Genomic DNA, 14761 nt, shown 5'->3' on the forward strand with positions numbered 1-14761 from the left:
ACCCGCGGGCCATGGTTCATCACACCGACAATCCGACGGACGTCGCGCCCGACGAGTACCCGGAGAACCTGGACGCCGGTCTGCTGAAGATCGCGGGTGTCTGCGTGCTCGCCGCGGTGATGGCGATCCTCGACACCACCGTCGTCAGCGTCGCGCAACGCACGTTCATCACCGAATTCGAGACCACCCAGGCCGTCGTGGCCTGGACCATGACGGCGTACACGCTGGCGCTGGCCACCGTCATCCCGTTGACTGGCTGGGCCGCCGACAGGTTCGGCACCAAGCGGCTGTTCATGGCGTCGGTGTTCTTCTTCACGCTGGGCTCGCTGCTGTGCGCGATGGCGCCCAACATCACGATGCTCGTCGCCTTCCGCGTGATCCAGGGCCTCGGTGGCGGCATGTTGATGCCGTTGACGTTCACGATCCTGACCCGGGAGGCGGGACCGAAACGGCTCGGCCGGCTGATGGCGGTGCTGGGCATCCCGATGCTGCTCGGTCCCATGGGAGGGCCGATCCTCGGCGGCTGGTTGATCGACTCGTTCAGCTGGCCGTGGATCTTCCTGATCAACCTGCCGATCGGCCTGCTCGCACTGGTGCTCGCATTTGTCGTCTTCCGCAGGGACGAGCCGCAGCCGTCGGAGGCGTTCGACGTCGTCGGCGTGCTGTTGCTCTCCCCCGGATTGGCGAGCTTCCTCTACGGCGTCTCGTCGATACCCGGTCGCGGCACGGCGGCCGACCCGCACGTCTACGTCCCCGCCGCGATCGGCCTGGTGCTGATCGTCGGATTCGTCTTCCACGCGCTGTTCCGCACCGACCATCCGCTGATCGACCTGCGACTGTTCAAGAACCGGGTCGTCGCGCTGGCCAACGCCACGATGGTGCTGTTCGCCATCGCGTTCTTCGGCGCCGGCCTGCTGTTCCCGAGTTATTTCCAGCAGCTCTTGGGCCAGACGCCGCTGCAGTCCGGCGTGCACCTCATCCCGCAGGGGCTCGGCGCGATGCTCACGATGCCGATCGCCGGCCGGATCATGGACAAGCGCGGGCCCGGCTGGGTGGTGCTCGTCGGCATCACGGTGATCGCGATCGGCATGGGCACGTTCGCCTACGGCGTCAGCCAGCACTACGCGTACGCGCCGGTGCTGATGATCGGCCTTGCGGTCATGGGAATGGGCATGGGCTGCACGATGATGCCGGTGTCGGGTGCCGCGGTGCAGGCGCTCGGTCCGCACCAGGTGGCCCGCGGATCCACGCTGATCAACGTCAACCAGCAGGTCGCCGGTGCGATCGGCAGCGCGCTGATGTCGGTGATCCTGACCAGCCAGTTCAACGCCAGCTCATACGTCTCGGCGGCGAATCGGGCCGCGGGCATGCGTGAGGAGGCGGCCAGAACCGGCGTACCGCCCGACCCGTCGCGCCTGCCGCCGCAGGTGCTGCAGCCGGACTTCATGTCGCGGGTGACCGACGATCTCGCGCACGCGTACACCGTGGTGTTCGCGGTGGCGGTGGGCTTCGTGCTCGCGACGCTGATTCCGGCGGCGTTCCTGCCGAAGAAGCGGGCCGAGGGCCCGACTCCGATGGTGGCGCCCTAACCGTCGAACAGGATCGTCGCCAGCCGCTCGATGGTGGCGATCGGGTCGCCCGTCCTGTCCACCGCATCGTTCAGCCACAGCAGCGAAAAGCCGTGCACCAGAGACCATGCCGCCAGTGCGGCGCCTTGCGGGTCGGTCTTGGCATGCGGGTCGCCGAGCGTTCCGACGCCCTGGTTGAGTTCGGCGCCCGCGGCCACGGCGGCAGCGACGAGGTCGGCGTCGGTGTCGTCGTAGAGGGACTTGTCGAACATCACGGCGTAGTGCCCGGGATGGTCGAGCGCGAACCGGACGTAGGCCTTGGCCGCGTCGATGAACCGGGGCCGCGCGTCGGTGAGCGCCTCGGCCAGCAGCCGGAACCCCTCGGTGGCCAACGCCGTGAACAGGCCGCGGCGGTCGGTGAAGTGATGCGCGGGCGCGGCGTGTGAGACGCCTGCCACCCGGGCCAGCTCGCGCAGCGATATCCCGTCGGCGCCGCGTTCGGCTACCAGGGTGGCGGCCTGGGCCAGGATCACGGCCTTGAGATCGCCGTGGTGATAGGAGTCCCGGCTCATGGGCCCAGCATACCGCGGAATCTTGACAGTGGATAGATTGTGGGTACCGCTCATCTTGTCACTGTCTAGATAAGGAGCGTCCATGGCCGTCTTCCTCGCCCTCGTTCTGGGCAGCCTCGCCGCGCGCACCGTGGGATGGCTCGGCGTCGAGTACGTCGACTCCTGGCCGGCGGCCATTGCCGTCGGCATGGCGCTGATGTTCACGATGACCGGGGCGGCCCACTTCGCGCCCGGGATGCGCCGCGACATGATCGCGATCGTGCCGCCGCGGCTCCCGGCGCCGGGTCTGCTGGTCACCGTGACGGGCGTGCTCGAACTGCTCGGTGCTTTGGGCCTGCTCTACCCGCCCACCCGCGTCGCCGCCGCGGTCTGCCTCTTCGTGCTGATGCTGGTGATGTTCCCTGCCAACGTCTACGCGGCGCGGATGCCCAACCCGCCGAAGTCGATGACGTCGCGGCTAGACGTTCGGACCGCCGAAGAGGTCGCCTACCTCGCCGCTGCCGTAGTTGTCGGGGTCGGCGGTGGCTAGCACCCACGCGTACTGGAACGCAGCTTCCTTCCAGCGTTCGTAGCGTCCGCTGATCCCGCCGTGCCCGGCACTCATCTCGGTCTTCAGCAACACCGGGTTGTCGGCGTTCGCATACCGCAGGGCCGCAACCCATTTCGCGGGCTCGACGTAGTACACCCTGGTGTCGTTGAGCGACGTCATCGCCAGAATGGCCGGGTACTTCTTGTCCTCGACGTTCTCGTAGGGCGAATAGGATTTCATGTAGTGGTAGACGTCCGCGTCGGCCAACGGGTTTCCCCATTCCTCCCACTCGGTGACCGTGAGCGGGAGCGACGGATCGAGGATCGTGGTGAGTGCGTCGACGAACGGCACCTGGGCCAGGATGCCCGCGAACAGGTCGGGCGCCATGTTGGCCACCGCGCCCATCAGCAGGCCGCCTGCGCTGCCGCCGAGCGCCACCAGGTTCTGCGGCCTCGTCACGTCGGTACCCACCAAATGCGCTGCGACGGCGATGAAGTCGGTGAAGGTGTTCTTCTTCTCCAACATCTTGCCGTGCTCGTACCACGGCCTGCCCAGTTCGCCGCCGCCGCGCACGTGCGCGACGACGAACGCCATGCCGCGGTCGAGCAGCGACAGCCGGGCGATCGAGAAGCGTGGGTCCTCACACGACTCGTAGGCGCCGTAGCCGTAGATCAGCGTCGGCGCGGGGAACTGCAGACCGGCACGGTGGATGATCGACACCGGGATGCGGGCGCCGTCGGGGGCCACTGCCCAGTCGCGCCGCTCGACGTATTCCTCTGGGCGGTAGTCGCCGAGCACCGGCTGCTCGCGCAGCAGTGTCCGCTCACCGGTGGCGAGGTCGATGTCGTAGACGCGCACCGGCACCACGAACGACGTGGTGGCCACCCGCAGCCGTGGCGCCGACCAGTTCGGGTTGGCCGACAAGCCCGACGACGTCAGCTCGGTGTCGAAGGTGATCTCCTCAGGTTGACCGTATTGGCCGTCGGAGTGGATGGGCCACAACTGGATTCGGGGCAATGCCTCGCTGCGGTAGCTCACGACGAGGTGGCCGTCGAAGGCGTCGACGGCGTCGAGGCGGACGTCGGCGCGATGCTCGATCAGGGTGCGGAACGCCGTCGGGTCGCTGACCGGCGCCTCGACCAGGGTGAAGTTCTCGGCGCCGTCGTTGTGCAGGATCAGGAAGCGGTCCTCGCCACCGACCACCGCGTGTTCGACGGAGTATTCGACGAGTTCGCGCCGCGGCAGGATGGAGGTGAAGGTGGCGTCGGGATCTTCCGCGTCGGCGTAGAACATCTCCGAGGTCACCGCGCTGCCCGCCGCGATGAACACGTACTTGTCGCTTCGGGCGCGACCGACGGCCAGCCAGAACCGCTCATCGGGTTCGTGGTGGACCTTCTCGTCGGGCAGCTCGGAACCGAGCCGGTGCCGCCACACCGTGTCCGGCCGCCACGCATCGTCGACCGTGACGTAGTAGACGCTGCGGTTGTCGGCCGCCCAGGTGGCGCCCGCGCCGATGCCGACGATCGTGTCGTCGTACAGCTCGCCCGACGTTAGATCCTTGAACTTCAACGTGTATCGCTCGTCGCCGACGACGTCGACCGAGAACGCCAGCGTCTTGCCGTCGACGCTGACGGTGGCCGCGCCGAGCGAGAAGAACTCGTGCCCCTCGGCCTCGACGTTCTCGTCCAACAGCACCTGCTCGCCGGGGATCTCGGTGTGCTCGTCGAGTTCGGGCGGCGTCCAGTCATCGGGATCGCCGACAGGACAACGGCATTGCACGCCGTACTGCTTACCCTCGAAGCTGCGGCCGTAGTACCACCAGTCGCCGCGGCGCGTCGGCACCGACAGGTCGGTCTCCTTGGTGCGGGCCTTGATCTCGTCGAAGATCTTCTGCCGCAGCGGCGCCAGGTGGGCCGTCTGCTGGTCGGTGTAGGCGTTCTCCGCCTCGAGGTAGGCGATGACGTCGGGGTTCGACTTGTCGCGCAGCCACTCGTAGGGGTCGACGAACACGTCGCCGTGATGCTCGCGGCGGTGCTCGCCCCGTTTCGCGATCGGCGGGTTGACCGTCATGCGACTCCTATCCAGTCGTCGAACCTGAGGCCCGAAATACGTTCGTACGCTTCGATGTAACGCGCGCGGGTTGCTGCGGCAACGTCGGGTGGCAGCGGCGGGGGCAGTTCGTCGCCGCCGCGATCCCAGCCCGACTCCGGGCCCGTCAGCCAGTTGCGCACGAACTGCTTGTCGAAGCTGGGCTGCACGACACCCTCCTGGTAGCCGTCGGCGGGCCAGTAGCGCGACGAGTCGGGGGTGAAGACCTCGTCGGCCAGCACCAGCGTGCCGCGCTCGTCGACGCCGAACTCGAACTTGGTGTCCGCGATGATGATTCCCTTGGTCAGGGCGTGCTCGGCGGCCTGCTGGTAGATCCGCAACGTGGCGTCGCGCACCTCGGCAGCGCGCTGCGCGCCCACCAGCTCGACGACGTCGTCGAAGCTGATGTTCTCGTCGTGTTGTCCGAGATCGGCTTTCGTCGCCGGGGTGAAGAGCGGCTCGGCGAACTTGCTGGCCTCGGTGAGCCCCGGCGGCAGCTCGATGCCGCATACCCGTCCGGTGTTGCGGTAGTCGATGATCCCTGAGCCGGTGAGATAGCCGCGGGCCACTGCCTCGACGGGCACCATGTCGAGTTGGCGCACCACCAGCGCACGGCCCAACACCTCGGCGGGGATGCGCTCGTCGTCGGGCGGGCCTGCGAGGTGGTTCGGTGCATCGATGAAGTCGAAGAAGAACACGCTCATCGCGGTCAGGATGCGGCCCTTGTCGGGGATCTGCGTGTCCAGCACGTAGTCGAACGCCGAGATGCGGTCGGAGGCCACGAACAGCAGGTGGTCGTCGTCGATCCGATAGAGCTCGCGAACCTTGCCGCTGGCCAAATGCACGTAGTCGGTCAGAGGTGGGCGCATCGGGCAAGACTATCTGCTGAGATCTTCGACATGACGTCCCGTTATCTGCCGTACGCCACCACGCCTGCCCGGCTGCTCGCGCAGTTGGTCAGCGACATCGTCGTCATCGCGTGGACCGCCGTCTGGGTGTCCGTCGGCCTGGCGGTGCACTCCGCGGTGTCGACGATCGCCGCCGTCGGCCGACAGGTGCAGGAAGGCGCCAACGGCGTCTCCGGCAATCTGAACTCGGCGGGCGACAGCGCCGACGACGTGCCCCTGATCGGCGACGCGCTGAGCAAGCCGCTGCGCGCGGCAAGCGAGGCGGCGCTCGACATCGCCGGCGCGGGCCATAGCCTCGACACGACGGCGACCTGGCTGGCGTGGGTGTTGGCGCTTGCGGTGGCCTCGCCGCCGATCCTTGCGGTCGCGATGCCGTGGCTGTTTCTGCGGGTGCGGTTCTTCCGGCGGAAGTGGACGGCGATCGCGCTGGCCGCCACCCCGGCCGGTGAGCAGTTGCTGGCGCTGCGCGCGCTGGCCAACCGTCCGCTGGCCAAGCTCGCGGCGGTCAGCATCGACCCCGTGAACGCCTGGCGCCGCGACGACGCCATCGCCGTCCGGGGCCTGGCCAACCTGGAGCTGCGCGCGGCAGGAGTCACCCGCCGCCGCTAGCCGATTTGTGGAGTCTCACCGGCGCCCACCGCCGCTTAAACTCCACAAACCGCGGAGAATGGAACCCGTGCGACCCCGCACGCGTCAATTCACAGGTGCTCGACGGTTACCTTCGCGACCAAGACGGCGTCATCACGCTTGCTCAGGCCAAAGATGCGGGCCTCAGTCAGGACGCGGTCAATCGATTAATCCGTTCCGGCCGCTGGCGTCGATGTACTCCGGGTGTGTTCTTCGCCGAAGACCACCAGTACACCGACGCTGCGAGGTATCGCATCGCAGTGTGGAGTTACGGCGCCGATGCCGCAGCCAGCGGGCTGGCCGCCGCGTGGTGGCACGGTGTGCTCCGACTACCGCCGGACATAGTCGAAGTCACGGTTCCCCGCGATCGGCGACTCGCGCATCGCCCAGGTACCCGCTTGCGCAGGCGTGATCTCAAGGCCGCTGATGTCGTTGAGCGCCGAGGCCTCCGGGTCACATCGCTCGAGCTCACGGTGATCGAGGCGGCCAGCCGCCGCGGCGGTGGCGCCAAGATTCTGGACTCGGCACTGCAGCGCCACACTGATTTATCTCCGCTGTGGCGGGCACATTTGCGCAACAAGGGCCGGCATGGTTCACCTCGAGCGCGACGGCTACTCCAGGCTGCCGGCGACGGTAGCCGTTCAGAAGCGGAGCGAATCCTCATACGACTGCTCAAGCAGGCAGGGATCACCGGTTGGGTGGCGAACCTCCCCGTCGGGGGCTATGCCGTCGACGTCGGCTTCGCGGCAAGCAAGGTCGCTTGTGAGGTCGATGGGTTCGCGTTCCACTCCAGCCCGGAGGACTTTCGGAACGACCGCATCCGGCAAAACCGATTGATGCTGCTGGGATGGCAAGTGCTGCGGTTCACCTGGCTCGACCTGACTGAACAACCTGAACGGGTCATCGCCGAGGTCCGCCGCGCGACTTGTGGCGTCTGACCGGTGCTCACCGCCGGTGACACTCCACAAATCGCGAGTATTTAGGGGGTGAGGGCGACGACGAGGTGGCGGATGCCCGTGTGCCGGTTGCTGCGGGTCCACTCAACCGGCTTCACCAGTCGCGCGGAGGAGAACCGCCCAAGCAGCTCCTCGAACAGCACCCGCAACTCCAGGCGCGCGAGGTTGGCGCCAAGGCAGTAGTGCACACCCTGTCCGAAACCCAAGTGCGAGTTGGGCTTACGAGCGATGTCGAACGAGTCGGCATCTGCGAAGACCAACGAGTCGCGGTTGGCCGAGCCCTCCCAGATCTGCACCTTCTGCCCGGCCGCGACCTCACATCCACCGAGCACCACGTCGCGGGTCGCTGTCCGTCGCTTCGACGGCGACGGCGTGGTCCACCGCACCATCTCCTCGATCGCCACCGGCAACCCAGAAGGATCGTCGCGCAGCGCCCGCATCTGGTCCGGATGGTCCAGCAGCGCCAACAGCCCACCGGCGACGGCGTTGCGCGTCGTCTCCGCGCCCGCGCTGAACAACAGCGAAAAGAACAGGTACAACTCCAGATCCGACATCGTCGGCTCGGAGTCGTCCATGGCGTTCGCGACGACCGACAGCATGTCGTCGGTCGGGTGCGCGCGCTTGGACGCGATCAGCTCCTGGCCGTAGGCGTACATCCGCGAGCCGGCCTCCTCCGGAGACATCTGCCCAACCGGCGCGGTGCGCGAACCGCCGAAGTCGAACTGCGGCTCGATGGCTTCGAAGAGCCAATGCCGTTCCGACTCAGGCACTCCCAGCAGGATGCAGATCATCTGCATGGGCAGCTCGGCGGCGACGTCGACCAGGAAGTCGAACGGCACACCGGGCTGCACGGAATCGAGCAGCGTCCGCGCCCTCGACCGCAGATCGTCCTCGACGAGCCGGATCATCCGAGGCGTCAGGCCCGAGCTGACCAACCTGCGGATCGCCGAGTGCCGCGGGTCGTCCATCATGTTGAGCACCTGGCCGGCGATCGACAGGTCCTGCAGCAGCGTGCCACCGAAGGGCCGAGAACCACCGGTCACCGACGAGTAGGTCTCCGGATCACGCAGCACCGCAAGGGTTTCGGCGTAGGTCGCCACCGACCAGAAGCCCTCGCCGTCAGGGGTGTGCTCTGTCGGCTGGTGCCAGTAGACGGGCGCCTCGCGGCGATGCACCGCGAACAGCTCGTGCGGGAAACCCGACGCGAAGTTGTCCAGGTCGGTGAAGTCAACCCCCGCCAGAGCGCCCGCCAGCGTCACAAAATCGCGCCCGACGTGTACTTGGCCGCCTCCGGATACCGGCTCACGAGCTCGTCGACCGCGGCCGCCACGGCATCCACCTGCTCGGCCGCCGCACCCGTGAACGCCTGCTTGTCGGCCAGCGCCGCGTCCAGTGCAGCAGCGTCGAGCGGCAGCCGCGGATCGGCGGCCAGCCGGTCCAGCAGGTCCGGCTCGGCGCCGTGCTCGCGCATCGCCAGCGCGACCGCGACGGCGTGCTCCTTGATCACCTCGTGGGCCGTCTCGCGGCCGACGCCCGCGCGCACCGCGGCGATGAGGATCCGGGTGGTGGCGAGGAACGGGAGATAGCGGTCCAGCTCGCGCTGGATCACCGCCGGGTAGGCACCAAACTCGTCCAGCACCGTCAGGAACGTCTCGATCTGACCGTCGACGGCGAAGAACGCGTCGGGCAGCGCCACCCGGCGCACCACCGAGCAGAACACGTCGCCCTCATTCCATTGCGCGCCAGCGAGTTCCGCGGCCATCGAGCCGTAACCCCGCAGCACCACCTGCAGCCCGTTGACCCGTTCACACGAACGGGTGTTCATCTTGTGCGGCATCGCCGACGAGCCGACCTGGCCCGGCGCGAAGCCCTCGGTGACGAGCTCGTGGCCGGCCATCAGCCGGATGGTGTGCGCCAGCGACGACGGCCCCGCACCGAGCTGCACCAGAGCGGACACCACGTCGTGGTCGAGCGACCGCGGGTACACCTGCCCCACACTGGTGAAAACGTTTGTGAAACCCAGGAATTCGGCGACCCGACGCTCGAGGTCGGCCAGCCGGGACGCGTCGCCGTCGAAGAGGTCCAGCATGTCCTGCGACGTGCCCATCGGCCCCTTGATGCCACGCAACGGATAGCGGTCGATCAACGAGGCCAACCGCGCCAGCGCCACCAGCGTCTCCTCGGCGGCGGATGCGAACCGCTTGCCCAGCGTCGTCGCCTGCGCGGCCACGTTGTGCGACCGGCCTGCCATCACCACGTCGCGGTACAACACCGCCCGCTCGGCCAACCGCGCCACCACCGCGACGCCGTGGGAGTGGACGAGTTCCAGCGACCGCCGGATCTGCAGCTGCTCGACGTTCTCGGTGAGGTCGCGGCTCGTCATGCCCTTGTGCACGTGCTCGTGGCCTGCGAGGGCATTGAACTCCTCGATGCGGGCCTTGACGTCGTGGCGCAGCACCCGCTCGCGGGCGGCGATCGACGCCAGGTCGACGTCCTCGATCACCCGCTCGTAGTCGTCGACCACGCCGTCGGGCACCGAGACGCCCAGCTCGGCCTGCGCGCGCAGCACCGCGAGCCACAGTCGACGCTCGCCGACGATCTTGGCCTCCGGCGACCAGATCGCCACCATCTCGTCGCTGGCATAACGGTTGGCCAGGACATTGGGAATCGTCACGAAGACACAGCTTACGAGGCGCCGTGCGGCAGGGTATGTCACATGTACTTCATCGGCCTCGATCTGGCGTGGGGCGAAAAGAAGCAGACCGGCATCGCCGTCGTCGAGCCCGACGGCAGGCTCGTCCACGTCGGCGCAGCGCACGACGACGCCGGTATCGAGGCGGCGATCAAGCCGTACGTGGCCGGCGACTGCCTGGTGGCGATCGATGCGCCGCTCATCGTGCCCAATCCCACGGGGCTGCGGCCGTGTGAGAAGGCGCTCAACGCCGACTTCCAGAAGTTCGAGGCGGGGGCGCGGCCGGCGTTCTCGGACAAGCCCGAGTTCAAGCATCCGCGTGGCGCGCGGCTGGCCACGGCGCTCGGTCTCGACATGGATCCGACGTCCGGTTCGAATCGGCGCGCGATCGAGGTCTACCCGCATCCGGCGACGATCGTGCTGTTCGGTCTCGCGAAGACGGTCAAGTACAAGAGGGGATCCTTCGCGGACCGTCAGCGCGAGCTGCTCCGACTGATGACGTTCATCGAGGACCTCGACACGGCGTCACCTCGGCTGCGCGCGAACCGCAACATCACCTGGGTGGAACTGCGCAAGCGGGTGCAGGCGGCGACGCGGCCGAGCCAACTCGACCTCGACGAGGACCCGGTCGACGCCGTCGTCTGCGCCTACGTCGCGCTCTACTCGTATCACCGGCCCGAGGACGTGACCATTTACGGCGACTTCGAAACCGGCTACATCCTCACCCCGACGCTCGCCCACGGGGTCAAGACGCCGCGCACCGAAACCGAGCCCAGCAGCCAATCCGCCGTCGCCGAGTACGCCGCCCGCCGCCCGGCCCTGGTGGCCTCCACCGACCACTACCTCCAGTTGGTGACGGCGCTGCTGGACGACGCGGGCATCAACTACCTGAGCATCACCGCGCGCACCAAGAGCGTGGAGTCGTTCGCCGCCAAGGCCGTCCGCATCGTCGGCGACCGGCGGCTCTACAGCGACCCGCTGGTCGAGATCACCGACCAGGTTGGCCTGCGCGTCATCACCTATCTGCGCGAGGACGTCGACGCGGTGGCCACGCTGCTCGCCGACGAGATGCGGCTGCTCGACGATCGCGACATGGGTCTGGAAACCGCGCGCGAGGGCCGATGGGGGTACGCCAGCCGGCACCTTCTGGTCGGGGTGGAGGGAGAGCAGCAGCCGGCGTCGATCCAGGTGCGCACCGTGTTGCAACACGCGTGGGCGGAGTTCGAGCACGACATCCGCTACAAGGGTTCGATTCCCGCCGAGCACGCCCCCGATCTGGACCGCAGATTCACACTCGCCGCGGGGCTTCTGGAGCTCGCCGACCGCGAGTTCACCGGCATCCGTGAGCGGTTGCTCGTCACGATGACCGACGACGAGTCCATCGACGTCGAAGCGGAGACATCGGCCGATCCACGGATCGCGACCCCGGTGCTGGCGACCTATCTGGGCAACCGGTACGCCGACGCCGGCTGGTCCCGCACCGATCACTACGGCTGGATTTCGGGGCTGCTGCTCGAGCTGGGCATCACGTCGCTCGACGAGCTGTCGACGGTGCTCGACGGCGTTGACGGCGACGCGATCAACCTGGCGATGGGCTACCGCTACCCGGCAGGCGCGGTGCGCCGCCTCGACGACGCACTGCTGGCCAGCTTCGGGCAGCGGTACGTCGATCTGCACGGCAATGCGCACCGAAAGGAGTTGCTGGAGAACAGGTTCGAACGATTGCGTGCGGGCCTGGCTAGTCCGGCGCCTCCGCCAGATGCGTCGGATCGCTGATCCCAGCACCGCGGATGCCGAGTTGGCGGTTGATCAGCATGGTGATTCCGAACAGCACGACGCCGATGGCGATCAGGATCAGCGCCAGCACGTACTGCTGCGCGGGCCGCCCTGACAGCGGCGTCACCAGATATAGCGACGCCACGAACCCGATCACCGGCAGCACGGTCGGCGTCTTGAAGTGGGCGCCGTCAGCGCGGACGTCTCGACGCAGCACCAGCACCGCGACGTTGACCATCGCGAACACCGCGAGCAACAGCAGCGCCGTGGTGCCACCCAGCACCGAGATCGCCTCACTGTTCGCGAACGCGGTGACGTAGAAGATCAGCCCGAAGGCGATCACGGTGGTGAAGACGATCGCGACCCACGGCGTGCGGCGACTCGCTGCGACGGTGCCCAGAACCGGCGGCAGGACGCGCTGCTTGGCCATCCCGTAGATGAGCCTGCTGGCCATCAGCATGTTGATCAAGGCGGTGTTCGCCACCGCGAACATCGAGATGAACGGCAGGATGTCCTCGATCGGCAGGCCCGGCGCACCAGCCTTGACGACCTCGATGAGCGGCGTCTCGCTCTCCTGCAGCACTCCGACGGGCACCAGCGCCACGGCGACGATCGCCACGACGACGTAGACGGCGCCTGCGATCGACAAACCCGTCAGCAGAACCTTCGGGAAGATCCGCACCGGATCCTTGGTCTCCTCGGCCATGTTCACCGAGTCCTCGAACCCGACCATGGCGAAGAACGCCAGCGACGTCGCGGTGGTGATTGCCAGGAACACGCCCTTGTCCGTCGCCGTGTCGAACGCGACCACCCGGGAGAAGTCGACGTCGGCCCTGCCGCCGGTGAAGGCCCACAGGCCCACCAGGATCACCATGGCCAGCCCGGTGACTTCGACGAGGGTCAGCACCACGTTGAGTTTGACGCTCTCGCTGACGCCGCGCAGGTTCACCACCGCCACCATCACCATGAAAAGCAGTGCGACGGCGACGATTCCGGCGGTACCCAAGCTGAAGTCGAACGCTTCGAAGAAGTTGGACGCGAAGAACCGCGATGCCGTGGACGCCGACGTGATGCCAGAACACATCACGATGAACGCCACCAGGAACGTGATGAACTGGACGCCGAACGCCTTGTGCGCATACAGCGCGGCACCGGCGGCCTGCGGATACTTGGTGACCAACTCGAGGTAGCTGAACGCGGTGACCGTCGCGATCAGGAACGCGACGAGGAACGGAATCCACGCCGCCCCACCGACTTCCCCCGCCACCTCACCGGTGAGCGCATACACTCCGGTGCCGAGGATGTCCCCGACGACGAACAACAGCAACAGTCCCGGACCCATTACCCGCCGGAGTTCGGGTTGTTCCTCGACTGTCGCCGTCTCCGCCATCACGTCCTCCCCCAGGTCAGCCCACGCTCAGCGCCACCGGCGCCGTTTCGGTCAACGGTGCAAGCACGTCGATGACGTCGACCAAGGTGGCCCGCGCCGTCGCGCGCGGACCTTCGCCGACGCCCACCAGCGAGGCGACGACCGCGCCGTCGACGGCGCACACCAACGCCGTCAACAGTTCCGGACGCACGCACCGTCCGGATCGCTCCACCACCTCGACCACGGCATCGGTGCGTTGCTTCATGATTTGGCGTTGCACGTCACGCAGGTTGGGTTGGCGCGCGCACGCGATGTAGCGCTCGTAGCGCGAGATCAACTGTTCGGCGTCGCGGGTTCCCGGTCCATCACCGACGAGGAGATCGACCAGAACGTCGGCGGTGGACTCGGCCCCGCGCTTGCGCTTCGACAACGCTGCCACCCGCGAATGGAGTTGTTCGGATTCGCGGAGGCCGACGTGTTCGACGGCCTTCGCGATCAAATCGTCGAGAGAGGAGAAGTAGTAGGTGGTCGACGCCAGCGGCAGACCCGCACGGCGCGCGACGGCACGGTGCCGCACCGCGTCGAAGCCACCTTCACAGAGCAGATCGGCAGCCGCGCTGATTAGCGCGTACCGCCGACGCTCTCCCTTAGGAGTGACCGCTCCGTTCACAGGATGCACTCTGCCAGCAAAGGCCGTGTGGTTTCGGGCTTTCGGCCACTCTTAAGCCTCTCCACAGGAAAGTCGCCCCACGCGGGTCGACCGGAGCCTCGATGGCATGATGGCCCGCATGCCAGACCTCGACCGTCGCGCGATTCTGCGTCTCGGGCTCGGCGCCGCGGCCGGCGCGGCGGGCGCCTATGCGCTCGGGTCCGCGTTGCCCGGTCCAGCGGTCAGCACGCCGCCGGTGGCGATGACGAGTGTCGGTGCGCCACTGGCCCCGCCGCCGGAACCGGCGCCGACGGCCGCGCCCACCTACGTCACCGGATCGTTCATCTCGGCGGCGCGCGGCGGAGTTGCCACGAATTGGGCGATCGCGCGGCCACCGGGCCAGACGGGTCCACTCCGACCAGTGATCGCGTTGCACGGCAAGGACAGCAACGCCGCCATGGTCATGGCCGGCGGCGTCGAGTCGGGTCTGGCGCAGGCGGTCGCGGCGGGCTTACCGCCGTTCGCGGTGGTCGCCGTCGACGGCGGCGGAAGCTACTGGCATCAGCGCGCGTCGGGCGAGAACTCCGGCGCCATGGTGCTCGACGAACTGATCCCGATGTTGGCCGGACAGGGACTCGACACGTCGCGGGTCGGCTTCCTCGGGTGGTCGATGGGCGGCTACGGCGCCCTGCTACTCGGCGCCCGGCTGGGCCCGGCTCGCACGGCGGCGATCTGCGCGGTCAGCCCGGCGTTGTGGACGTCGTCGGGCGCGACGGCTCCCGGGGCCTTCGACGGCGCCGACGACTTCGCCGCCAACAGCGTCTCCGGCCTGCCTGCGTTGGCGTCCATCCCGATTCGGATCGACTGCGGCAACGGGGATCCGTTCTATTCGGCGACCAAGCAGTTCATCGCGCAGTTGCCGAATCCGCCCGCGGGCGGCTTCTCCCCCGGCGGCCATGACAGCGCGTTCTGGAATGCGCAACTGCCCGCGGAGATCGCCTGGCTGGCGCCGCTGCTGGTCGCCTGA

At 67.8% G+C, this 14761-nt stretch carries 13 protein-coding genes; 6 read left to right on the plus strand and 7 right to left on the minus strand.

All coding sequences use genetic code 11. The features are described 5' to 3' along the window. The first annotated feature begins 11 nt into the window (after positions 1-11). Positions 12-1589, plus strand: a complete 1578-nt coding sequence (locus tag N536_RS37770) for a DHA2 family efflux MFS transporter permease subunit (RefSeq protein WP_051574324.1) — start codon at positions 12-14, stop codon at positions 1587-1589. Here the strand turns inward: N536_RS37770 and N536_RS0108405 are convergent. Beyond that, entirely contained in the window at positions 1586-2140 is a 555-nt protein-coding gene (locus N536_RS0108405; protein WP_029113211.1) for a TetR/AcrR family transcriptional regulator, read from the minus strand. The genes N536_RS37770 and N536_RS0108405 overlap by 4 nt on opposite strands. A gap of 82 nt (positions 2141-2222) precedes the next feature. Between N536_RS0108405 and N536_RS0108410 the strand changes: the two genes are divergently transcribed. Next, on the plus strand, positions 2223-2669 hold the full coding sequence (locus N536_RS0108410) for a DoxX family protein (RefSeq protein WP_029113212.1): 447 nt from the start codon (positions 2223-2225) through the stop codon (positions 2667-2669). Here N536_RS0108410 and N536_RS0108415 read toward each other — a convergent pair. Together N536_RS0108415 and N536_RS0108420 are read right to left on the minus strand one after the other, a co-directional pair. Beyond that, positions 2598-4739: a S9 family peptidase gene (locus N536_RS0108415; RefSeq protein WP_029113213.1), complete on the minus strand. Its 2142-nt coding sequence runs from the start codon at positions 4737-4739 to the stop codon at positions 2598-2600. The two genes, N536_RS0108410 and N536_RS0108415, sit on opposite strands and share 72 nt — an antisense overlap. Further along, positions 4736-5626, minus strand: a complete 891-nt coding sequence (locus tag N536_RS0108420) for a phosphoribosylaminoimidazolesuccinocarboxamide synthase (protein WP_029113214.1) — start codon at positions 5624-5626, stop codon at positions 4736-4738. Before N536_RS0108420 ends, N536_RS0108415 begins: the two co-directional genes overlap by 4 nt. Before the next feature lie 30 nt (positions 5627-5656). Between N536_RS0108420 and N536_RS0108425 the strand changes: the two genes are divergently transcribed. Both N536_RS0108425 and N536_RS0108430 read left to right on the plus strand, forming a co-directional pair. Beyond that, positions 5657-6274 (plus strand): hypothetical protein, encoded by a 618-nt coding sequence (locus tag N536_RS0108425; RefSeq protein WP_029113215.1) that lies wholly within the window; start codon positions 5657-5659, stop codon positions 6272-6274. A gap of 95 nt (positions 6275-6369) precedes the next feature. Further along, entirely contained in the window at positions 6370-7230 is an 861-nt protein-coding gene (locus N536_RS0108430; RefSeq protein WP_029113216.1) for a type IV toxin-antitoxin system AbiEi family antitoxin domain-containing protein, read from the plus strand. A gap of 41 nt (positions 7231-7271) precedes the next feature. Here N536_RS0108430 and N536_RS0108435 read toward each other — a convergent pair whose 3' ends face one another. Both N536_RS0108435 and purB read right to left on the minus strand, forming a co-directional pair. Beyond that, on the minus strand, positions 7272-8507 hold the full coding sequence (locus N536_RS0108435) for a cytochrome P450 (RefSeq protein WP_029113217.1): 1236 nt from the start codon (positions 8505-8507) through the stop codon (positions 7272-7274). Next, complete coding sequence (gene purB / locus N536_RS0108440) at positions 8504-9922, minus strand: adenylosuccinate lyase (RefSeq protein WP_029113218.1); 1419 nt, start codon at positions 9920-9922, stop codon at positions 8504-8506. The genes N536_RS0108435 and purB overlap by 4 nt, the downstream gene beginning before the upstream one ends. A gap of 42 nt (positions 9923-9964) precedes the next feature. Between purB and relZ the strand changes: the two genes are divergently transcribed. Further along, positions 9965-11716, plus strand: a complete 1752-nt coding sequence (gene relZ, locus N536_RS37775; RefSeq protein ID WP_051574325.1) for a bifunctional ribonuclease/(p)ppGpp synthase — start codon at positions 9965-9967, stop codon at positions 11714-11716. Here relZ and N536_RS0108450 read toward each other — a convergent pair. Together N536_RS0108450 and N536_RS0108455 are read right to left on the minus strand one after the other, a co-directional pair. Next, complete coding sequence (locus tag N536_RS0108450) at positions 11679-13106, minus strand: APC family permease (protein ID WP_029113219.1); 1428 nt, start codon at positions 13104-13106, stop codon at positions 11679-11681. The genes relZ and N536_RS0108450 overlap by 38 nt on opposite strands. A gap of 16 nt (positions 13107-13122) precedes the next feature. Further along, a complete protein-coding gene (locus N536_RS0108455) occupies positions 13123-13755 on the minus strand; it encodes a TetR/AcrR family transcriptional regulator (RefSeq protein ID WP_036435778.1) in 633 nt (210 codons plus the stop codon). Between the two features lie 106 nt (positions 13756-13861). On the opposite strand from N536_RS0108455, the gene N536_RS0108460 reads away from it, so the two are divergent. Beyond that, the gene (locus N536_RS0108460) at positions 13862-14761 is read left to right on the plus strand and encodes an alpha/beta hydrolase family protein (RefSeq protein ID WP_029113221.1); all 900 of its coding nucleotides are present in this window, start codon (positions 13862-13864) and stop codon (positions 14759-14761) included.

Source organism: Mycobacterium sp. URHB0044 (assembly GCF_000620625.1).
Lineage (GTDB): Bacteria > Actinomycetota > Actinomycetes > Mycobacteriales > Mycobacteriaceae > Mycobacterium.

Coding starts and splice junctions, on each gene's coding strand:
- N536_RS37770 (WP_051574324.1), top strand. CDS start 12: ATGGTTCATCACACCGACAATCCGACGGACGTCGCGCCCGACGAGTAC.
- N536_RS0108405 (WP_029113211.1), bottom strand. CDS start 2,140: ATGAGCCGGGACTCCTATCACCACGGCGATCTCAAGGCCGTGATCCTG.
- N536_RS0108410 (WP_029113212.1), top strand. CDS start 2,223: ATGGCCGTCTTCCTCGCCCTCGTTCTGGGCAGCCTCGCCGCGCGCACC.
- N536_RS0108415 (WP_029113213.1), bottom strand. CDS start 4,739: ATGACGGTCAACCCGCCGATCGCGAAACGGGGCGAGCACCGCCGCGAG.
- N536_RS0108420 (WP_029113214.1), bottom strand. CDS start 5,626: ATGCGCCCACCTCTGACCGACTACGTGCATTTGGCCAGCGGCAAGGTT.
- N536_RS0108425 (WP_029113215.1), top strand. CDS start 5,657: ATGACGTCCCGTTATCTGCCGTACGCCACCACGCCTGCCCGGCTGCTC.
- relZ (WP_051574325.1), top strand. CDS start 9,965: ATGTACTTCATCGGCCTCGATCTGGCGTGGGGCGAAAAGAAGCAGACC.
- N536_RS0108450 (WP_029113219.1), bottom strand. CDS start 13,106: ATGGCGGAGACGGCGACAGTCGAGGAACAACCCGAACTCCGGCGGGTA.
- N536_RS0108460 (WP_029113221.1), top strand. CDS start 13,862: ATGATGGCCCGCATGCCAGACCTCGACCGTCGCGCGATTCTGCGTCTC.